Annotated in this window: 18 protein-coding genes; 8 read left to right on the top strand and 10 right to left on the bottom strand. The window is 71.4% G+C overall.

The genetic code is table 11. The features are described from left to right. Positions 1–477: 477 nt before the first annotated feature. Together ACFXPX_RS13935 and ACFXPX_RS13930 are read left to right on the top strand one after the other, a co-directional pair. Positions 478–2913 carry a Helicase associated domain protein gene (locus tag ACFXPX_RS13935; protein WP_380641291.1) on the top strand — a complete coding sequence of 812 codons (2436 nt, stop codon included), beginning with the start codon at positions 478–480 and terminating at the stop codon, positions 2911–2913. 547 nt (positions 2914–3460) lie between these two features. Further along, on the top strand, positions 3461–4348 hold the full coding sequence (locus ACFXPX_RS13930; protein WP_380641289.1) for a replication-relaxation family protein: 888 nt from the start codon (positions 3461–3463) through the stop codon (positions 4346–4348). Positions 4349–4415: 67 nt separating this feature from the next. Here ACFXPX_RS13930 and ACFXPX_RS13925 read toward each other — a convergent pair whose 3' ends face one another. Then, positions 4416–4598, bottom strand: coding sequence for a hypothetical protein (locus tag ACFXPX_RS13925; protein ID WP_380641287.1), 183 nt, complete (start codon positions 4596–4598; stop codon positions 4416–4418). 58 nt (positions 4599–4656) lie between these two features. Continuing rightward, positions 4657–5169: a hypothetical protein gene (locus tag ACFXPX_RS13920; protein ID WP_380641285.1), complete on the bottom strand. Its 513-nt coding sequence runs from the start codon at positions 5167–5169 to the stop codon at positions 4657–4659. 325 nt (positions 5170–5494) lie between these two features. Between ACFXPX_RS13920 and ACFXPX_RS13915 the strand changes: the two genes are divergently transcribed. Both ACFXPX_RS13915 and ACFXPX_RS13910 read left to right on the top strand, forming a co-directional pair. Then, positions 5495–6451, top strand: coding sequence for a replication-relaxation family protein (locus tag ACFXPX_RS13915; RefSeq protein WP_380641283.1), 957 nt, complete (start codon positions 5495–5497; stop codon positions 6449–6451). Positions 6452–6667: 216 nt separating this feature from the next. Then, positions 6668–6985 (top strand): hypothetical protein, encoded by a 318-nt coding sequence (locus ACFXPX_RS13910; RefSeq protein ID WP_380641281.1) that lies wholly within the window; start codon positions 6668–6670, stop codon positions 6983–6985. Between the two features lie 670 nt (positions 6986–7655). On the opposite strand, the gene ACFXPX_RS13905 is transcribed toward ACFXPX_RS13910, so the two are convergent. Further along, the gene (locus ACFXPX_RS13905; protein WP_380641279.1) at positions 7656–8885 is read right to left on the bottom strand and encodes a hypothetical protein; all 1230 of its coding nucleotides are present in this window, start codon (positions 8883–8885) and stop codon (positions 7656–7658) included. Between the two features lie 553 nt (positions 8886–9438). Here ACFXPX_RS13905 and ACFXPX_RS13900 point away from each other — a divergent pair. Continuing rightward, entirely contained in the window at positions 9439–10146 is a 708-nt protein-coding gene (locus ACFXPX_RS13900; protein WP_380641277.1) for a hypothetical protein, read from the top strand. A 434-nt stretch (positions 10147–10580) separates the two neighbouring features. Here the strand turns inward: ACFXPX_RS13900 and ACFXPX_RS13895 are convergent, their stop codons facing one another. From ACFXPX_RS13895 to ACFXPX_RS13885, 3 genes are all read right to left on the bottom strand, one after another. After that, positions 10581–11126 (bottom strand): hypothetical protein, encoded by a 546-nt coding sequence (locus ACFXPX_RS13895; RefSeq protein WP_380641275.1) that lies wholly within the window; start codon positions 11124–11126, stop codon positions 10581–10583. Positions 11127–11205: 79 nt separating this feature from the next. Beyond that, complete coding sequence (locus tag ACFXPX_RS13890) at positions 11206–11874, bottom strand: hypothetical protein (protein WP_380641273.1); 669 nt, start codon at positions 11872–11874, stop codon at positions 11206–11208. A 214-nt stretch (positions 11875–12088) separates the two neighbouring features. Next, positions 12089–13246, bottom strand: coding sequence for a hypothetical protein (locus ACFXPX_RS13885; protein ID WP_380641271.1), 1158 nt, complete (start codon positions 13244–13246; stop codon positions 12089–12091). Positions 13247–13771: 525 nt separating this feature from the next. Here ACFXPX_RS13885 and ACFXPX_RS13880 point away from each other — a divergent pair. From ACFXPX_RS13880 to ACFXPX_RS13870, 3 genes are read left to right on the top strand one after another with little or no spacing between them, the layout of a single operon-like run. Continuing rightward, positions 13772–14260: a hypothetical protein gene (locus tag ACFXPX_RS13880; RefSeq protein WP_380641269.1), complete on the top strand. Its 489-nt coding sequence runs from the start codon at positions 13772–13774 to the stop codon at positions 14258–14260. Beyond that, complete coding sequence (locus ACFXPX_RS13875) at positions 14257–14766, top strand: hypothetical protein (RefSeq protein ID WP_380641267.1); 510 nt, start codon at positions 14257–14259, stop codon at positions 14764–14766. Before ACFXPX_RS13880 ends, ACFXPX_RS13875 begins: the two co-directional genes overlap by 4 nt. Positions 14767–14800: 34 nt before the next feature. Further along, positions 14801–15058 carry a hypothetical protein gene (locus ACFXPX_RS13870; RefSeq protein WP_380641265.1) on the top strand — a complete coding sequence of 86 codons (258 nt, stop codon included), beginning with the start codon at positions 14801–14803 and terminating at the stop codon, positions 15056–15058. A gap of 235 nt (positions 15059–15293) precedes the next feature. On the opposite strand, the gene ACFXPX_RS13865 is transcribed toward ACFXPX_RS13870, so the two are convergent. From ACFXPX_RS13865 to ACFXPX_RS13850, 4 genes are all read right to left on the bottom strand, one after another. After that, entirely contained in the window at positions 15294–16745 is a 1452-nt protein-coding gene (locus ACFXPX_RS13865; RefSeq protein WP_380641263.1) for a hypothetical protein, read from the bottom strand. A 264-nt stretch (positions 16746–17009) separates the two neighbouring features. Beyond that, a complete protein-coding gene (locus tag ACFXPX_RS13860; protein WP_380641261.1) occupies positions 17010–17444 on the bottom strand; it encodes a hypothetical protein in 435 nt (144 codons plus the stop codon). A gap of 1197 nt (positions 17445–18641) precedes the next feature. Continuing rightward, the gene (locus ACFXPX_RS13855) at positions 18642–18860 is read right to left on the bottom strand and encodes a hypothetical protein (RefSeq protein WP_380641259.1); all 219 of its coding nucleotides are present in this window, start codon (positions 18858–18860) and stop codon (positions 18642–18644) included. Positions 18861–19206: 346 nt separating this feature from the next. Beyond that, a complete protein-coding gene (locus ACFXPX_RS13850; protein ID WP_380641257.1) occupies positions 19207–19962 on the bottom strand; it encodes a hypothetical protein in 756 nt (251 codons plus the stop codon). Between the last annotated feature and the right edge of the window lie 200 nt (positions 19963–20162).

Genomic DNA, 20162 nt, shown 5'->3' with positions numbered 1-20162 from the left:
ATTCCGCAAGCGGAAGTCTAAAACTGTCGGAAAATCCGCTTCGCGAGATTTCCAGGATTCCCGCAAGCGGGAATCCGATAGCTGACTGGGAGGGGTGGGTGCATCACGCGGAACACTGTGTAGGCCCAGGAATACTGGGCTATCTCAGGAAGTTCACTCCCTGTAACCTCATCGTCGGTCAAGGCCGGCACCCTTGTCGAGCCCGGTGGCTCCGCTTCGCTCCGCCACCCTGAACGCCCGTCACGGCTCACCTCCAGAACCGTCGACACGAGAGGAGTGTACCACCCGGAGCGCGGGTTCATGCTCGAATCTTGCCGTACTTCACCCTGAGGAGCGAAACCTTCGACAAGCCTGCTGCATCACCGTGATGCACTGTGTAGAGTCAGTGTTGCAGGGGCACCCCCAGTGTTCGGCACTCTTGTGCGGGTTGTGCGATCAAGAAAATCCCCTCCAACATTCCATGGAAGGATTGGGGACATGCCCATCGACTTGCGTGACCACCAGATCGAGGCGGTCGACGCGATCATTCGCGCGCTGGACATCCCGCCGGGCGGGTCGATTCCCTGGAACGGCCTGAGGACCCAGATTCACGCGGCCTGCGGGACCGGGAAGACGTACATCTGCGCAGAGGCCGCGCGCAGGATGGTGCCGCGCGGCCGGGTGCTGGTGCTGGTGCCGACGCTGGCCCTGCTGGAGCAGACGATCAAATCGTGGCGGGAGGTCGGACACACGGGGCCGGCGGTCGCGGTGTGCTCCATGGAGGACAACGTCGAGCTGTTCTCCATGGACGTGCGGTGTACCACCAACCCGATCCGTCTGGCGATGTGGCACAGCTCCGGGCCGGTGACCATGTTCGCCACCTACAGCTCGCTCGGGGTGCTGGTCGACGCCTTCGAGGGTGCCTACGGGCAGATCCTGAAGCCGCTGGACCTGGTCGTGGTCGATGAGGCGCACCGCACCAGCGGGTCGCTGGGGAAGAAGTGGGCCAGGGTCCACGATCAGGAGTGCGTCCCGGCGGCCCGGCGTTTGTACGCGACGGCGACGCCGCGGATCTGGCAGGAGCGGCCAGCGCCGACCTGGGACCTGCGGGAGGGCGAGCGGTACGAGCGGCTGCCGGAGGAGATGGCCGCGTCCATGGACGACGAAGCGATCTTCGGTTCCGTCGCGTGGAAGCTCCCCCTGTCCGAGGCGGTGAAGCGCGGCCTGCTCGCCCGGTACCAGATCATCGTGGTCGAGCTCACCGACCCCGTCGTCACCCCCGAGAAACTGATGAGCCCCGAGCGGCGCCAGGAGGAGATCCGCGGGCAGCGACTCGGCGCGCTCCAGGCCGCCATGCTGCGGACGATGGCAGAGCACAGGCTGCGGACGATGATCACGTTCCACCACCGGACGGTCGAGGCGCAGGCGTTCTCGGAGGGTCTGGCGAAGGTGGCGCAGCGGCTGCACGAGAGCGATCCGGAGATGTACCCGGAGCGGATCTGGGCGGGCTGGCTGAAGGGGGAGCACGCCGGCGAGCGGCGGTCGAGAACCATTGGAGAGTTCGGGCGCAGCGCGTTGTGGGCGGTGCTGTGTAACTGCCGGGTGCTGGGCGAGGGCGTGGACATCCGAGCCGTCGACAGCGTCGCCCTGCTGGACCCGAAGGGGGCGCCGCACGACATCGTCCAGGCGATCGGACGAGCCCTCAGGCAGAAGCCGAACGAGGGGAAACTGGCGTCGCTGATCGTGCCGGTATTCCTCAAGGAAGGCGAGGCGCCTCAGGACATGTTCACCTCGGGGAGTTACCGGCCTTTGGTGAATGTGCTTCAGGCTTTGCGGGCTCACGATGAGGAGGCCGTGGAATTGCTGGCGATTCCTCAGGTCGAGCAGAAGAACGAGGTTGAGCCGTCCACGGATATCGGTCCGGAGCCGCAGGAAGGCGAGAAGGAAAGCCGGATGCTGCTCCGTTTTTCGGCTCCGCGTGATCCGGTGATGGTCGCTCAGTGGGTTTCGTTCAACGTGATCGACACCGAGCGTCAGGACTGGGCCCGGGGATGGTCGGCCGCCGAAAAGTACTACAAGCGGGAGCGGCACCTGCGGGTGCCGTTCGACCACCGGGAGGCGACCCGGGCCGGGCTGGACCCGCACCAGATGTACCCGCTGGGGCACTGGGTGAGTGAGCAGCGCAAGGCGTACGCGGCCGGGGAGATGGAGGGCAAGCGGGTCGAGCGGCTGGAGTCGCTCGGCATGGTGTGGGATCCGCTGGACGCGGCGTGGGAGGAGAACCTCGCCGCAGCCCGGGAGTACTACAAGGACCACCACACCCTCGCGGCGCCGCGCACGGCGACCTCGCTGGACAAGCCCGTGGGGCAGTGGCTGTCCAACCAGCGCCGGCCCGGGGTACTGGCCGAGCGTCCCGACCGGATCGAGGCGCTCGCTGAGATCGACCCGGACTGGAACCCGGACTGGCCCCTGGACTGGCAGCGCCACTACGCCGCCGTGCGCGAGTGCGTCCAGGGCGGGGCGCAGCTGACGGACCTGCTGCCGGGAGTGACGCTCCACGGGCTCGACGTCGGCAGGTGGTTGGAGCGCCAGTGTCAGCACATCGTGTGGCAGGGCCTCATGGACGGGCAGCAAGGGCGCCTGGCCGGGCTCGGCGTCGAGCCGTTGGCGGCCCCCGCCGAGGAGGTCGCGCCGAAGAAGAAGGCCGGCGGGAAGGTGAGCGCGTTCGACCGCGGGCTCACCGCTCTCGCCCAGTACCGGGAGCGCACGGGGACGGTGATCGTGCCGCGCGGCCATGTCGAAGAGATCAGGGAGGGCGAGGGCGTGGTGGAGGTGAAGCTCGGGGTGTGGATCTCCAACACCAAGAGCCGCCGGGCCAAGCTCACCGGCGAGCAGCTCGACCGGCTAGCCGCACTCAGTCTCGACTGGCGCTGACCCGGCTGGGTCCGGTGCCCGCCGAGAAGTGCTCCAGGCCGTCTCCGGCCGCCTGTGCCCGTCGCGTTGGAGGAACGCGGCGGGCGGGCGGTGCGGAGGCGGCCTGGCGGCCATTCTGGGGCCGCCGCGCCCCAGCCCGCCCCACCGCGAGCGGCCGGCACCAGCCGGACGCGAGAGAAGAAGAGGCCCGCCGCAGGCGCAGCAGACCCTCAACGCCACCGCCCCACCCAACCAACCACCACTCACAAAGCCAGGGACAGGAAGGGGAAGGAGAGGGTTGTCGGGGTGGTGAGTTCCACCTTGACGGCCACTCACCACGACACCTGACCTGCGTGTTTGCCCGGAATCCAGGCGCAGCGGTCGGGAGGGTCGGGCGCCGGTTGGTGCGCCGGTTCTCACCACCGGTTGGCGCACCGGTTAGTGCACCCGTTGTCGGATCGTGACCGCAGGGACCGGTCTTGGTGAGAAAAGTGGTGAGAACCGCGGGCTTCCCTACGGGTGCTCGCCGCCACCGGGGTGGCGGGCACCTGATCGTGAGGAGCCCGTGATGGCTATGCCGCCCGAGATCGACCACCAGGTCGTGGCCGCGCTGTACCAGTTCCGGATGGCCACCGCCGAGCAGTTGCGCGTCCTGCACACCCCCGGCAGCAAGCCGGAGCTGATGCGTCGGCGCCTTCGCCGGCTGAAGGACGAGGGCCTGGTCGAGGACGTCGTGCTGCCGCAGGCCGGGAAGCTGCGGGCCTGGTACCTGACCGAGCACGGCACCCGGATCGCCGCGACCTTCCCCGAGCTGGAGGGCGTCACCTCCCCGCCGCTGCCCGAGGACAAGTCCGCGGCGCGGCTGCGGCTCGGGCACGTCCTGGCCGTCGTACGCACCCAGGTCGCCTTCGTGGCCGGCGCCCGCGCGGCCGGGGACGAGTGCGCGCCGCTGGACTTCCTGCCCGAGGTCTACCACCGCTACGGCGAAGGGCGGGACGGCGCGGTCATCCCGGACGGCCTGCTGCACTACGCGACCGGCGGGGCTGGCCGCGCGCTGTACCGGGCGTTCGTCGAGGTCGACCGCGGCACCATGGCCAGCGAGAAGCTCGCCGCCAAGCTGATCGGCTACGCCCGCTTCCACGACCACCACCCGATCCCGGCCCACCTGCGGCGCACCGCCGGCGCCCTGAGTGTCCTGCCCGCCTGGCAGCAGCACTACGTGGTCTTCCCGCGGCTGCTGTTCCTCCTCGCGGACACCGGCGAGCAGGCCGCCCGGCAGCGCATCCGCGACCTCCAGGGCGTCGCCGATGCCCACCCGCTGGTCGCCCGGATGCTGATGAGCGTGAAGGCTGGCGCGGCCCGCCTGGCTGATCTGGAGCAGCACGGCGTCAACGGCCCGGTGTGGCACGCGCTCGCCGACCACACACGGGCCCGGCGCGGGGCCTGGGAGTTGTAGGAACGGCCTCCTCACGAGCCTGGTCTTCCCTCCCATGCCGTGTGGAGGGCAAGACCAGTGCGCAGGATCAGTTGCTCCGCTTGACCTGTTCTTCCAAGCAGAGGACGCAGTCGTCGGTGTAGAGGGTGGCGTTCGGAACGATCACCAAGGGCTTCCCGCAGAGCGAGCGGTCGCCTCGGGTGGATCGAGAGTCCAACTGGTGTCGGTACCTGGGCTGTTCGTCCATGACGATGCCGTACGTGTTGCTCATGGCGCGACTGTACCGGGAGAGCCGAGCCTGGTCTTGGGATCCCCTACGTCCCCGCCACCTACATCTCGGTCAGCGCGGATCCAGCGCGGGAGCGCTCCGCAGCGAACCACTGGGCAACATCGTCGAGCGGGCCCAGCAGCGGCTTATGCGCGAAGGCCGTGTTGTAGGCGCTCCGGCCGGCGGGCGACGTGTGGTTGGGCTCTTCGGGCGGCAGCTGGTCAGCATGGTGCCAGATGATTGAGAGGGGCTGGAGAGTAATCGGGCCTGTGATCGGGGCGGAAAGCCCGCCAACGGCGCGGAGTGTCAGTGGCAGAGCGTGGGTGGTGCGGTTGCGCAGCCACTGCAGGCCGCGGATCACGGTTCCTTCCGGCTGCTGACGGGCTGCCCTGTAGGCAGGGTCGGCCTTCACCAGCTGCTCATCCAGGGCCCTGGCCCAGTAGGCGGTCTCCATCGTCGGCACCGTGACGGTGTAAAGGTTCGTGGTCTCCTCGATCGTGCGGGTGAGACGGACCCGGGCCTGGTTGAAGCCATCAAAGGCGATACCCACCAAGCCGGTGGCAGCAGCAGTCATGGGCTCACCGTAGAGGGATGCCCAGTACCGGGACGATCGGGTTCTGTCCGACTCCCTCCCCGGCATCAAGGTGTCCGGGCAGGCGGCATCAAGGTGTACGAAGCCGGCCACCAAGGTCCGCGCGACGCATCAAGGTTTCCCGGGCCGGTCACCAAGGTGTCCAGCCCGTCATCAAGGTGATGGCTGCCAACGTTGGTAGGGGCCGTTACGTGATCGTTGCCGCAGAGAGGGTGGATCGCCAAGGTATCCGCCAAGGTTCGCGGGGTTCCCTTCGGCGACCGCGCGGAGCACCGGCTCCGCGCCCAGCCGAAGGGGCAACCCCGCGATGACGAAGAACGACGGCGCCAGGCCGAAGAGCAGGGCGAGGACTGGGGCGGAGCCGGACAGCGAGACGCGGGAGGTGGAGATCACCTGGGCCGTGCTCGCCTCCCTGTTCCAGTTCCGGATCGCCACCGCCGAGCAGCTGCGGCGGCTGACCGCCCCGGACGCGGGCATCGAGAAGATGCGGGCCCGGCTGCGGCGGCTGCGCGAGGAGGGCCTGGCCGAGGAACTGGTGCTGCCCCAGTCCGGGCGGGCCAGGGGCTGGTACCTGACCGAGCACGGAGCGCGGGTCGCCGGCGCTTTCCCCGAACTGGCGGACATCCCCGCCCCGCGCCTGCCCGGCGACAAGAGCGCCTTCAAGTACACCCTGTGGCACCAGCTCGCCGTCCTACGGACCCACCTGGTGTTCCTCGCCGACGCCCGCCGCCGGGACGACGCCTACGGGCCGTTCGACTTCATCCCGGAGATCACCCACCGCTTCGCCGAAGGCCGCGAAGGCACGGTACGCCCGGACGGCCTGCTCTACTACAGCCGCACCAGCGCGGACGACGCCCGGGTCACCAACCTGGCGTTCGTCGAGGTCGACCGCGGCACCATGGGCGGGCCCCGGCTGGCCGCCAAACTGAACGCCTACGCCCGCTACTGGGCCACCGCGCCGCTGCCGGCCGGAGTGCGGCCCGGCACCATGGAAGCCGAGGGCGGTGGCGTGCCGCTGTGGGAACGCCGCTACGTGCGCTTCCCGAGGTTGCTGTTCGTCCTCACCGGCACCGGGCAGGCCGGCTTCGCCCACCGCGCCGACGACCTGGAACTCATCGCCCGCACCCGCTACGTCGCCAGGATGCTGCGCACCGTCCCGGCCCTGGTCGCCAAGCTGGAGGACCTGGAGGACGAAGGCCCCAGCGCCGACGTCTGGTGGTCGATCGCCGACCTCGAGGCCGGGCCGGGCCCTTGGTGGGGCTGACCGAGACCGAGACCGAGTCCTGACCGATACCTTGATGCCCGTCCCGGAAGGGGCGGGCATCAAGGTACTCGTCCCGCTCCCACCGATGTTCTGACCTGCGGCGTTATTGATCCGTGACCAAGTCGCCAAGGTATCGGTGCCTAGTCCGGGGCGGGCATCAAGGTATCGGTGGGGCGCGGCCGAGCACGGTTCCGGTCGCACGTACGATTCCGTGCCGTGGGCAAAGAGAAGAAGACCTTCGAGTTCCCCTTCAACCTGACGGGCGCGCAGTTCAAGCTGGCTGCCGTACAGGCCGAGCGGCGCGCGTTCCTGGCCGCGTTGCCGACCTGGGGCGGTGACCTGGAGGCCGCCCGGCAGGGGCTGAGCGAGGAGCAGCTGGCCGAGTCCGCCCGTCTGGAGGAGGCCGAGCGGCAGGCGGCTCACGCGGTGTGGGCCGACCACTACTGGGCAAGGCTGCCCGTCGAGGACCGTGTGGCCGCACGCAGCCAGCTCCAGCACATCGACGAGGAGACGGCCGCGGCAGCAGCCGCGTAGCGAAGCCCGCGCCGCTCGACGGCCGGAGGCTGTCCACCGCGGGCGGAGTTTGCCGAACCCACCCCGGCCCGACTCGGTCACGCGCTGATGGTCACCGCCGGGTCCAGGTCGGGCACGCGGGCTCGTGCCAGGTCGTGCGGATGACGACCCCGCCCGGGGTGAGGTGTTCGCTGGACCAGGTCCGGCAGCACCCGCCGCCGGGCCGGGCCGGAGCCGGCGGCCTGGCGGCGCGGACCGGAGCAGCGGGGACGGGGACGGTGCGCGCGGCCGGACGGCGCCGTCGACGAGGGCGCCTGGTCTGAGGTGTCGTCATGCCGCAGGCTCTGCCCACCCAGCCGTCCCGCCGAACCTGACCGCCACCCGAACGGACCAGTGGCGGCCATTCTCACCGGCCGCTGAGCTGCGCGAACTCCCGAAACTCACCGGCGGTCGGCTGCCCGGGGCGGGAGAACTCACCACCGCCCCGGGGCGAACTCACCGGTCCGCCAGCGAAACTCCCCGGTGCAGGCCACAGTGGCCTGGCCGGGTGCGACACGGAGTGCAACACGCCCCCCTTCCGGTCCGGATCGCCTGGTGTTTTCGCAGGTCAGCGGTGCAACGCGGTGGCCTGGCAGGCCGGTGCGTTGCGGTCGTGTTGCACCTCGTGTTGCAGCTGACGGACGCCGGTCAGTCAGGATCGGCGCCACCAGGAGCCGGCGTTCTTCGCGCTGGCAGCCTCGGCCGCTGCGGTTTCGGCGTCGGCTGCGGCTCGCTGCGCCCGCTTCCGGTCGGCTTCCTCCTGCTGGCAGGACGAGCAGACCAGCTCGCCCCAGCGCGCCCGGTCCCACTCGGCGTCGGTGAGCTTGGCCTCGCAGCGGGTGCAGACCGGACGGCTCGCCTCCCGCTCGGCCTGCTCGCGGGCCCGGCGGGCGGCAGCCGCGGCCCGGCGCTCGACGGCCAGGAGCCGGTCGCCGTCCGGGTTGTCCAGCGCGCCGGTCAGGGTGTGCCAGCCGTCCCTGCCGAAGCGCCGCCACACCGCGGCGTCGGCGCCGTGGGCGTCGAGCATGTGCAGCGTGGTGGCGACCACCGGCAGCGCCAGGTGGTAGTTGCCGGCCGTCACCCCGGCGAAGGGGTACGGGCGCGGGCTCCAGTAGGCGGCGGAGCCGTCCTCCACCGCGTCGAGGCGGCGCAGCAGCCGCTGGTGGTCGCGTTCGGCCTTTGCAGCCTGCTGCTCAGGGGTGAGCGGGCGGGTGCCGGGGCGGTCGCGTTTGCGGCCGGGGACGAGGACCAGGGCGACGGGCGGGTAGCCCTCGTGGCCGGTGGGCGGGTAGACGGTGCGCCAGTGCCGGTGGTCGTGGACGGCGGCCCCCTGGTGCCGGGCTGCCTTCGCCCGGATCTTGTCGGCGCCCTTGGCGAGGCGCTCGCACCAGGCGGTGTAGGTGGAGAGCTTCTCGACGAGCTGGCCGACCGTCTCGTTGTCTCGGTCGACCTCGACCAGGAGCACCGGCACGTCGGCGCCGGGGTCGCGCAGGACGAGGTCGGCGTAGCGGGCGGTGCGGCCGGGTACGGGGTGGCGGACCTCGGTGGTGAGGGTGAGCGGCGAGCCGTGGCCGGCACGGGTGAGGTGTCCGGCGGTGGCGGCGACGTCCAGGGCGTGCTCGTCGTAGCCGGCGCTCGGCGCCTGCTCGCGGACGGCGGACAGCTTCGTGCCGGGCGGCAGCAGGCGGGCGGCTTCCTTGTGGCCGACCTTGGTCAGGCACCAGAACTTGCGGCCGCGGGCCCAGCCGTCCGGGCGTGCCTTGCCCGCGTCCTGCAGGTCGAGCAGCGCGTCGCGGGTCGCCTTGTCGGAGGCCTGGCCGGGCAGGGCCAGATGCCAGAGCTCACGGCCGGTGGCGCGCTGGAACAGGACGAGCGCCACCATGACGTTCCTCCGGGCTGGACCCGACGCACGCTTCCTGGTCCCCCGGCTTCCAGGAGCAGCGGTAGAAGGGTTGTCGCCATGGCGGCGGCCCCTTGTCCGGGGCCGCTGGCCTGCGGAAATGGGACCGACCGCGGGCGGGGCGGTGGAGGTGCGGGCGGAGGTGGCGGTGGAGGCGGCACCGGGGCCGTTGCCCCGGCCGGGCGAGGCCTCGCCCGGGTGCGCCGGAAGACGGTCGGCGCTCTGGTCGCCGTCGCCGGGGCTGTGGTCGGGGTCGGGCGCCGGGCGGGTGGTGGCGGTCATCAAGGTGGTCTTCCGTCAGCAGGAGGCCGGTGCGGGCGCGATGGCCGCCCGGCACCCGGGCGGGGTGCCCGGACGCGGCCGACCTTGCACGCCGCCCCCTTGTCCGCGGTCTGACGCCACCCCTTGACCAGCCCCCTTGCCCTGTCCTGTTTGCCCTGGTCAAGGGCCTTGTCCTCCCGGTTTGTCCGTGACCGGGATCACGATCCGTCCCGCACGGTCGTAACCGGCCGAGGGCCGTACGGGTTCACCCGGCATGACAATCCCTCATCCCGCGCCGGTGGCCCACGACGAGTCGGAAACCGCCGCGCTCGTCCACGGCGCGGTCATCATCAGCACCGTGGAGACCGCCTGGCAGGAGATCCGGCGACGACACCCGGACGTGCCGGAGCTCGCGGTCACCACCGCGAGCGGCAACGGTGCGGACCCGACCCGCTGCGCGACGCTGCGCACCGGACGCGAGTTCACCCGCGACGGCGTGCTGACCATGGAGCTCCGGTTCTGCGCCGGCACCCTGCGCCACGGCGGCCAGGCCAACCTGCAGGCGCTGCTGCACCATGCGGCGCACGGCCTGGCCAGGCGGCGCGGTGTGAAGGAGGTGAGCAGCGGCTACCGGTGGCACAACAAGCACTTCGCGCGGATCGCCCGCGAGCTCGGGCTCACCCCGCCGCGGCGTGCGACCCCGGTCGTGGGGATGACCGACTGCCGCCTCGGTGACGCCGAGGCCACCCGGTGGAGCGAGGTGATCGCCGTCCTGGACGCGGCTGCCGGCGTCCGGCTGGAGGCCGCCGTGCAGTCCACCGCCACCCCTCGCAGCCCGCGCTCCGGCAACCGGTTCGCCGTCGTGTGTGCGGAGTGCTCGCCGCCCCGCCGTCTTCAGATCACGCCTTTCTCCTTCGAGCAGGGGCCGCTGCTGTGCGGGGTGTGCCTCACCAAGTTCCGCCCGGCACCGCCCGCCGCGTGAGTGGCGGGCCACCCGTTCTCGAGGCCCTGGTCGAGTGCCAGGCGCAGCGTAAGTGAGGGCGTCGGCGGGGTTGGCGGACAGCAGCGGCACACCGTCGGTGGCGTCGTCGACCGGGCGGCCACCGAGGAGGGCGGTCCAGCTGCCGAGGTCGTCGTAGACCTCGGTCCAGCCGACCGGGGCCGCGCCGCTCCAGGGCTTGGATGCCGGGCTTGCCGGGCCAGGTGAGGTGGACCAGCTGGCCGCCGTCCCGGCCGACGCTGCCCGGATCTAGGATCTGGTCCAGCGCGGCCCTGCCGCCCCGGTCTGGCACCCGCTCGGCGGTCGGGGCGGGCGTGCGTGCGGGTGGACGGAGCCGTAGGCGGCGAGCCGGAGCCACAGGGTGGCCTGCTGTCGGCCGTCCCGGCCGCTCCCCGGGTTCACGGGGCCACGGGGTCTCACGGCTGTAGCGGCTGGCCGGGTTGGATCCAGGTCAGGTCCAGCGCGATTGCCTTGAGGTCTTCGGGCGCGGCAACCACGATCGTCTGGTCGCCGATTTCGAGCACGGCCGCCCAGAAGCCGTCCCGGGTGGCCGTACGGACGCCGTGCTCCTGGCCGTCGAGGCGCAGCACCGCTTCCCCGGTCGTGGCGGGGGCAGGGTTCAGGTGTGCCGCGGCTGATGCGAGGGGGCCGGATTCGTTCTCGTTCCTGAAGTTGGAGATCGTGTTGTTGAGGACGTCTTCCAGGCGGGTGAGCGGCTTGACCCTGAAGTGTTCCGGTGCCGGCCGGGTGGTGCGCACGCGGACGCGGTAGGTGCGTTGGTGGGCGTAGTCCAGGTCGATGTCGGTCAGGTAGCCGTCGATTCCCTCGCGGCCGAGCAGGATCGTCCACCCGGGTTCGGGGCTCGCCAGCGCTGCGACGGGGCGGGCGAACTCCCGCTGCGTCTCCTCGTGGGTGGGGATGGCGCGCCTGGGGTGGTCGGCTCCCGGCGGGATGCGGAACACGGTGCTGTCCTTCCTGGCGGGTGGGGCTTCTCCTGGCAGCCTGCCAGGAGAAGCCCCGCGCCGATGGCGGTTTGCCGGATCAGAAGATGGCGTAGTGGACGATCACCGAGTTCGGTGCCGGGTAGCAGACCGACCCGTCGTCGAGTGTGGCGTAGCTGGTGTTCTCGACCCAGGCCAGGCCGTTGCTGGGCGACAGGCCGGGGACGTGCTTGTCGCCCTTCCAGCTCTGGCGCTCCAACAGGCCGCTCGGGCCGAAGGGGATGTGGCTGACGCCGCCGGAGTCGGACAGGCCGACCTCCCAGTAGTAGAAGATCGCCCGCTGGTTGGGGTTGAGGGTGAACCCGGTGGAGATGTCGACGCTGAGGTTGCCCACCGCGTTGCCGGACAGCCAGACGGTGCCGCATTGCGGGTTGTAGTAGTCGCTGTAGTCGTCCGCGACGTCGTGGCCTGGCTTGGCGGCCGGCTTGATGCCCCATCGCGCGGCGGCGAGCTGCTGCGCGGCGGCGTCCTCCGTCTCGGTGGCGTTCTTCTTGACGGAGTACTCGAAGCCCTGGGGGCTGGTCTTGATGGTGTGGCCGTTGGCCTCGGCTGCCGCCTTGTCGTAGCCCTTGAAGAGCATCCCGACCTCGATGCGGTCGGCAGACGGCTGTGGCGTGGCGGTGTCGGCCGCCGCCACCGGTGCGGTTGCGGCCAGGGCCGACGCGGCGAGCGCCGTTGCGGCCGCCGCTGTCGCGAGCTTGCGAAGCATGATGTGGTCCCTCCCCCGGCGGCCCCAGCGGCCGCCTACAAACATCCATCCATGCTTCGCGCGCCTGCGCCGTTCGCATCACGACCACTGTCCGGAACTGTTCGCAAGCCGTCCGATGCCGGGTGCATAACGAGATCGTATGGCTGACGTCCGGACGGTTCGCTGCTCGCCGACCCGTACCGCGATGGGGACCGGAACGCTCGGCAGGAGGCCGCTACAGGTTCTGCAGGTATGCGGTGTGGACGGTGAAGGCGGCCTGCTCGGGGGTGTCGTGCAAGGTCGCCTCCTGGGTGATCGGGTCGCCTATGAAGTAGTTCTCGCACACCGCCACCCACCGGTCTCCGATGCCGGGCAGGCCGCGCTCGACCCAGCCGACCTGATGGCCCTCGCCCGTCACGAGGTAGACGTCGGGGTTGACCGTCCAGCCGGCCAGCGCCCACCAGTCGCCGAACAGCTTCGGGTCGAGAACGATGCGCGCGTCGCTCGGGGGCAGGCGCCGGTGCATCGGATCGGCCGGGACCGGGACCTCGACCTCGACCTCGACGGGCGGGCGCTGCGGTGCGGACGGCATTGGGGCGGGCCGGTGCTGGCCCTGCTGGGCGAGGCGCTGGCCAACGAGCTCGCGCAGCCACTCGCCGCCGGGCGGGGTTTCGCCCCGAGGAGGAACAGGCCCCGCAGCGGCGGGCCGCGCAGAGGGCGCGGTTTCCCCCCGGGGAGGAACGGGCGCCGGCGGGGCCTGCGGCTGGTCCCCGGCAGGGTCCGAAGTCGGCGGAGTTTCGCCCCGGGGCGCGGCGGGCGCGGGCCGATCCTCGAAGGCGGGAACGCCGGTCGCCGCGGCCGGTGCGGTCGCAGCCGCCGGCACCGGATCCTGGGCGTCGCCGAGCGGACCCCTCGTTTCACCCCGGGGCGAAACGAGGGGCTCCGGGGCGGGTTCTTCCGGGGTGGCGACCTGGGTGGGGTGGGCGGCGAGCATCCGCTCGGCGACCTCGCGGTGACGCACGACCAGGCCGTCGACGGCGCGGATAAGGTCGTCCAGGGCCTGGCGGGCAAGGACACCGCCGCCCTCGCGCTCCGCGCGCTCCAGCTGAAGAAGGAAGCGCGAGTCGTGCTGGCGCAGCGCCTCGCCGAACTCCAGCAGCTCTGCCCCCTCGCCGTCGCCGACGGGCAGGCCGACGGGCGGCGGGGTTTCGCCCCGGGGGTTTTCGGTGGCCGCGGTGAGCGCCTGCGCGCGCTTCTCCTTCTCCCGCATGCGGTCGCCCTTCGACGAGCACGCCTTCGAGCAGTACTTCCGCGGGCGGCCCGTACCGCTCGGCTCCATCTCCTTGCCGCACACCGTGCAGGTCGGCGCGCCGAACAGCATCGGCTCGGCCATGACCTTTTGCCCCGGGGAGAAACTCATGATCGGGATGCTATCCCTGCGGTGAGCTGGGGTTTTACCCCGGGGTGAAACGCCGCGCCCTCGACGGGCAGCGTTGGCCCATCGCAGCAGTGCAGCGCCGGTTGCGCAGCGCTGCACACCCGCTCTTGCGCATGTGCAACGGCCCGCACACCGTGGTGCGCATGCGCGTCCCCGGAGCCCGACCCGTGCGCCGCCGACCCCGCCAGGGCGGGCGGCCGGGGTCTGCGGCACCCGGGCCTGCAACTCCGGTCGCACCGCTTCCCACCTGCGGTGGGGAGTTTCCGTCGCACCCGCTGCACGGCAAACTCACCGCCCTCGCGTGGCTGGCTGCACCACGGGTCGCGACGTCGCAGTCCGGGCGGGCCGCTGCGCAGCCGGCGGTTGCACGGGGCCGTCGCAGCAGCAGCGTGCAGCAAGGGCCGCCTTGCTACACGGAGAGCAGCAAGGCCACCCTTGCTGCACCCGTGACCGGGCGGACGCTGCGGGGGTTGCACCGGTATGACGCCCTCTCCGCTGTCCTGGCTGCCGATCCCCTCCTCGCTCGACTCCGAGCCCGCGCCCGAGGAGGAGCTGACCGAGGAGGAGCGCGCCGGACTGCAGCTGGCCGCGGCGGCCGGGGAGAGGGCGGCGGCCTGGGTTCGCGAGCTGGCCCGCCGGCAGCCGGTCGAGGTGCACGGGCGGGTGCTGGAGCTGACCGCCGAGGCGATCGAGCAGACCTGCACCCGCGAGATCATCCCCGGCAACGACGACGACCTCGCCGCGGAGCTGCGCTACCGCCTGGACGGCGGCGTGCTGCTCGGCGCGACCAACCTGGAGACGCTCCCGGAGCTCACCCGCGGGGAGCGGATCGCGCTGGCCGCCGTGGCCGCGCTGGCCCTGGCCATGCCGGGCACCGCGGTGACCTGGTACGAGCGCGAGCTGCCCCACCTCTCCCAGGTGATGGACGACGCGATCGCCGCCGGCCGCGCCGCCGAACCACGCCGGTGAATCGCAGCAGCGCCGGCCAGTGGCCGGGCCGGGCCCGCCGGGCGCTCGGGCCCGGCGCGGACCGGGTGCTGGCCGACACCGTCCGCGCGCCCCGCACTCCGCCGCCGTGGTCACCGGCCGCCGTCGACGGCGCGCTGCGCACCGTGCTGGAGGAGTTCGAGCAGCGGGCTGAACCGTGGCGGGACGCTTTCGACGGGCTGGACGAGGACGTCCTCGCCGAGGCCGCCGCCGAGGCACGCTCCTTCGGGGCCGACCCGGGTGGCGCCGTCGACAAGCTGGTACACGGGCTGGTCGGGCAGCTCGACCACTGGCAGCATGCGATCGGCGAGCTCGGCCGTACGCTCACCGCGGCCGCGCAGGACCGGCCACTGCCCGAGTGGGCCGCCGACGCCGGCCGTACCGAGGACGTCCGCTGGCGCCAAGCCCGCCAGGCGCTGCTGGAGGCCGTCGCCCGTCACCACCACGGCATCCTGACCTCCCGGACGCTGGCTAACCGGCCGTGGTGATCACCGACCCCCGAAGCACGGAAGAATAGGACAGGTGACCAGCAATCAGCCCCTCCCCCGCGGCCTCACCTCCTTGATCCCCGACGCCCGCGCCCAGGCCACCCCCGGCGAACGGGCCGCCTCTCAGCTTCTCCACCTGCGCGAGGCGACCGTGCCAGTGCCGGTCCTCGCCGCAGCCGCCGAGCTGATCGCCCCCCAGCTGAAGGACCCGGACCCGGCCACCCAGGAGGCCGCCGCCGCTGTCCATGCCCTCCTGGTCGCCGCCATCGAGGGCGCCGCACCCGACCGGTAGCCGGCCGACCCGGTCCCAGCACTGTCCCAGCCCGCACGCAGAACACCGCCACCAGGGGAAATGGCCTGGGACCGTCCTAGCGAAACGGTCAAAACCGGACAGGCTGAGAGGGCTGGGACATACCTGAGACAACCTCTGTCCCAGCCTCTCGACCGGTGCCGTCCCATCGCCGTTCGACTGACCCGTCTCAGTGGAGTTTGACGATTCTCAACGAAGTTTGACCGCGGCGCCCTGGCTAGAACGGGGGCTCCACGCTGAACCAGCCCGCAGCGGCCCCCGGTTCGTCCCGCTCCCGCCGCTCCGCCGCCTCTCGTTCCCGCTGCCGCTCCCGCCGTTCGGCGGCCGCGCGCCCCTCGGCGATCGTGGGAATGGCGTCGAGAGCCTCGGCCGGGCGGCCGTGCCTGATCAGCGTGTCGGCCAAGTCGATGTGGGCCGAGTAGTGGGTGGAGGAGCGGAGCAGTGCGAGGGCTTCCTCCGTCCGGCCGTCCCGCTCCAGTAGCCGGGCCAGCTCGGTGTCCCACTCGCCGGGCTCCCGCTCGTTGAGGGCGGTGGCCTCCGCGATGCCCTCCTCGCAGCGGCCAGCCTCGCCCAGCAGCCAGAGCCGCAGGCGGTGGACTTGGTCCGGGTGTTCCTTGACGTATTCGTCGGTGATCCCGTCCAGGAGCTCGAGTGCCCGGCCAGGCCGGCCGTCGTCAACGAGCAGTTCCAGCGCCCAGTGGAGGAGGTTCCAGCAGTCGTAGTACTCGTAGGTGGGCCGGCCGGTCTCGACGGCTTCGTCGACCTTCCCCTGGCGGACGAGGAGGCGCATCAGCGCCGCCCGCTCCTTCGGATGGTCATGGGCCTCGATTCCGTCGCGCAGGACGGTCTCCGCCTCAAAGGCCCGACCCGCGTCCTCCAGCGCCTTCGCGTACACGTCGAGGGCCGAGCGGTGGTCTTCGGCGGCCAGGACCCCCAGCTCCTCGATCAGGCCCTGCCGGGCGAGGAGTTCCGCGTAGTACTCCGGGAAGTTGCCGGGGTGGCGCCGACCCGAGGCCCGCTCGGCGCGCAGGACCTCGACTGCCTCGCCCGTACGCCCGGCCCGCTCCAGCACCCGGGAGATCAGCAGCAGCACATCCCACCGGTCGGCCCGGCCCGCGCCGCAGGACCCGCCGCACCGCGTGCACGCAGCGCTCTCGATGGCCTCCAGGCGCTCCGCCTCCCGCGTGAGCACCTCCAGGACCAGGTCGTCGTACCCCCGCCCCTCGGTGATGTCGACCAGGCGGGAGCGGAGCCAGTACTCCCCGAGGTGGGGCGTGAGCAGGTCGACGGCCTCCTCGACCCGGCCGGCCTTCGACAGCAGTTCGGCGTAGCGGGCGCACACGTGGCCGTCGCCCAGCTCGGTCGCGTCCGGGCGCACCATCGCGAGCGCCTCGTCGCCGTCACCCTGATAGATCATGATCTCGGCGGTGATCCACTCGGCGGCCCGCCAGCCGATGTCCGTGAACGGGTCCATCAGCGCCAACGCCCGACCGTAGTCCCCGGCCGCGCACAACTCCCGGGCCGACGCCTCCGCGCAGTTCCAGTCCCCGCGCTCCCGCGCCGCCTGGACCAGCAGTTCCACCCGCCCCAGATCGAGGAGGGCCTGCACCATCCGCGGGTAGACGCCACCATGGTGACGCGCCTGCCAAGAAAGATCATCGATGTTCACCCGGGCACCCTACGAACTGCCTCCGACAGCCTCCGCCCATCCGAGACCTGGACGCCCACCACCCCTCGTACACGGCGTTCGAGTTCCAGTGAGACAACTACCGGCCGGTCAAACTTCGGCGAGACTCGTCAAACTCCGCTGAGACGGGTCACGACCGCTGTCCTCCGACAAATGATCTTGACCGTTTGACAGGCGACCTCGACCGCCTGGTGTGCGGCCTGCGCCCTGGCCCTGCCCCGCGCCTGGAGCATCGCTGGCTCCTGATCAAATCAGCCGCAGAACCAGCTCTCGCACGTTGATGCCCCAGAAGGTGTAGTCCGCCGGCCCGCATGCTGGCAACTGGGCTTCTGCCGTGGAACTTCCCTCCTGCAGCTGAACGCTGGCCAGGGGGACAAGCCGGAAATCGTCGGTGCCCCGCAGCCGCACGAGAGCCGCCTTGGCGTCTTCGTCCTGCCGCCCCCCAGACTGTGGGAAAATCCGAGTGTCTGTGCAGAATGCGCTGACCGGCTGGTTCTGCAAAGGCACCGACGGCTTGTCGGGGTAGGCGTAGGAGGGAATGTTGCTGCCCATGCCGGGAGCCGCGGCCAGGGTGGCGGCCAAGGCCGGGTGATGGTTCTGCGGGGCGGCTTTTTCGTTTTGTCCGTTCGACTCAAGCATCGTCGTGGCGAGCCCACCAATCAGAACGGCGGCGACGATCACCCCAATCAGTCGTCGTGCCCGTGTCCTCCTGGGACGGTCTGCGGCGTGCGACCACGTCGGCGCAACCGCAGGAGCGGGTAACGGCGTTGACCGGAGCTGGGCCTGCGGGTCCGGGGCAGGGTGAGCGGGTTGGAATGCCAGCGCGGCCCGAATCCAGCCCCAAGTGGTCTTCTGCGGCGGCAGCGCCTGCGGGCGGGCAGCACCGAGGAGGTGGAGGGCGTCTTGCAGGACACTCGTGCCGTCAGCGTCAGCGGGCATTGGTGCTCCCCTGTGGCGCTTGGTCACCGTCGGAGGCGGCTGTTGAGGCCAGCCCGATGGGCTGGCCATCGGGGACGTCCGGCGCTGTGAGGGGAGAAACGTCAGCCCGGGCGGCCATCTGCTGAATGATCAACGGTGCGGCTATGCCCAAGGTAAGCGCACCCAGCGGGCCCGCGATCTGGCCCGAGGCGGCGTAGACGGCGTTCAGGCCGACGCCCATCACGCTGCGGCAGGTTGCTGCTACGGCGTAGGCCCAGACCTGGGGCCGTCCGCGGCTGTCCACCCATGGCCATTTCGGAGCTCTGTTGGGGCGTGCGGCCGACCATAGGCCGTGTACCTCGACTAATCCCACTCCCAGCAGCCCCCACAGGCATGCCTGCCACACCAGCATCGCTCACCGCTTCCCCCTGGGCAGGCGTGCACCTGCTCCCGTCGAACCGACGGTATCCACGAGCGGCCCTTCCCGTACAGGCCATGTCAAGGGCTGGCGGCGCCAGCCTCGGTGGTCAAGATCGAATGGCAAACGGTCAAGATCATTTGTCACGGGACAACCGCATCACCCGGATCCGTCCTACAGGGAACACATCCCCTACAAGCAGGCCCCTCCACCAGGGCAAACACACCTCCAATGACACAGACCCCACAGGGCGAAACGGGCATACCCAGGCAGGCTGTATGGCCGGAACACAGCCCACCGGGTGGGCTACAACGTGCCGGCCGCGCCGACCGACGGGTACACCTCCACCAGCAAGCTGTACAGCGGGGACCGCCAGCGAGGGGTGCGCCCGCCGCGCCATAACCCCGCAGGAACGCGCGGCTGGCGACCGCACGCCGGGCGCCTACCTCGCCCGGTTCAGCGCCCGCGCACCTCGCAGGTGACCACCGCACGCTCGGTGTCCCGGCAGCGGTTGAGGCTGCCGGGCGATCATCGGCGCGGCGTCACAGGGCCTCGAAGAACTCCTCGTTCGCCGGGCAGTCCTCGTCGTGGAGGCCGTAGACGATGCCCTCGCCTTCGCACTCGTCGCACTCGTCGTCGTCCGGGTCAACTGGTTCCTCGGCCTTACCCGACCCGCCGCACTCGTCGCAGACCATGTCCTTCGCACCGCACAGGCACGGCATCGTGGGCAGCTTCTCCAGGTCCAGCGTGTCCTCGTCCATGCCGATACCAACGAGTCGCCCCCTCTCCGGGCACCGATTCGCCCGGTGGTTCAGTCGGTTGCGGGCTGGCAGAGCCAGCTGCAGGCCCACACAGGGTGGCGGCGCGCAGCCGGCCGGGACCGCGGGGGCAGGGGGGTTGCCCGGGGTCCCGGCCGGGGGAGGCTTCGGCCGCGCGTGGGCGTGGCCGTTCTGCTCGGCAGCCCCGGTGTTGGGGACGGTGGGGTTGCCGTGCCGGGAATGGTAGACCCGTGTGTCGGTGGTGAACAGGGCTGTGACCTGCGAGTTTTCGGCCGCGAACATGCCAGGCCGAGGCCGGGTGCATGGCCGCGGGCAGGTCGGGGCCGTGTCAGAGGGCCGACCGTGCTTCGGGGTCGCGGGTGCACAGGTGGGCGGTGGGGCAGGCCGGGCAGCCGCGGACGTCGACCAGGTCGGCGACGGCGTCGAAGAGCTCCTGGGCGCGCTCGACGGACCCGACGCCCTCGAAGCCGGCGTACTCCTCCGGGGTGCCGGTGGTGCCCTCGGCCAGGTGGGAGCGCAGGTAGCCGAGCGCGGCGAACTCCTCCGTACCGAGGGTCTGCGGGCCGCCGGGGATGCACGTCTTGGGGACCAGGTCGCTGGCGAGGTCGCCGCCGAACAGCCACGGGTCGCCGGGCCGAGCAGGCTTGCCGATGACCACCCGAAGCACGCAGTCCTCCTCGCCATCCGGTTCGACGAGCAGCATGCCGATGGCGTGCAGCTCGTGCACCGAGGCCCGCACGTCCTGCCCGTCGCTCCGGCCGCCGAGCATGCCGGCGAGTTCGGCGACCGGCAGCCGCCCGACCGTGCCGTCCGGACGGCGCAGCCGCAGGGCGCCTTGGTCGACGGCGAGGTCGAGCCACAGTGCCTGGACCGGGATCTTGGGCCCGTAGACGGGGCTCAGCTGGGTCAGGCGGCGGGTCATGTCGATGGTCTCGGGGCTGAGGCGCGGATCGGTGGCGGCCTTCGTGGCGGCGTCGGGGGCGAGGGTCATCCACTGGTCGTAGCCGGGCGGTTGGAGCTGCTGCAGGGTGTACTCGGCGGCGGCCCGCTCCCGGCGCGGCTTGCCCGGCTTCTTGCGTCCCACTGTTGGTGCCCTCCCAGCTCAGCGTGCGGTGACCGGCCCATTGAACACCCGCCGCAGCCACCCGTTTCCCCCCGGTAGCAACGTCGGGGCCGGTCGTGCCGTGAGGACCGGACGATCGACGCCGTGGTGGCGTCGACACCGGTGCCCGACCACCCAGGCGCGACCGACTTATGGTCGCTGGACGGCTTCGTGGGCAGGAA

The sequence above is a fragment of the Kitasatospora sp. NPDC059146 genome, from assembly GCF_042786665.1.
GTDB lineage: Bacteria > Actinomycetota > Actinomycetes > Streptomycetales > Streptomycetaceae > Kitasatospora.
Note: the sequence above shows the minus strand (reverse complement) of the source record. Positions and strands in the feature narration are given on the sequence as shown.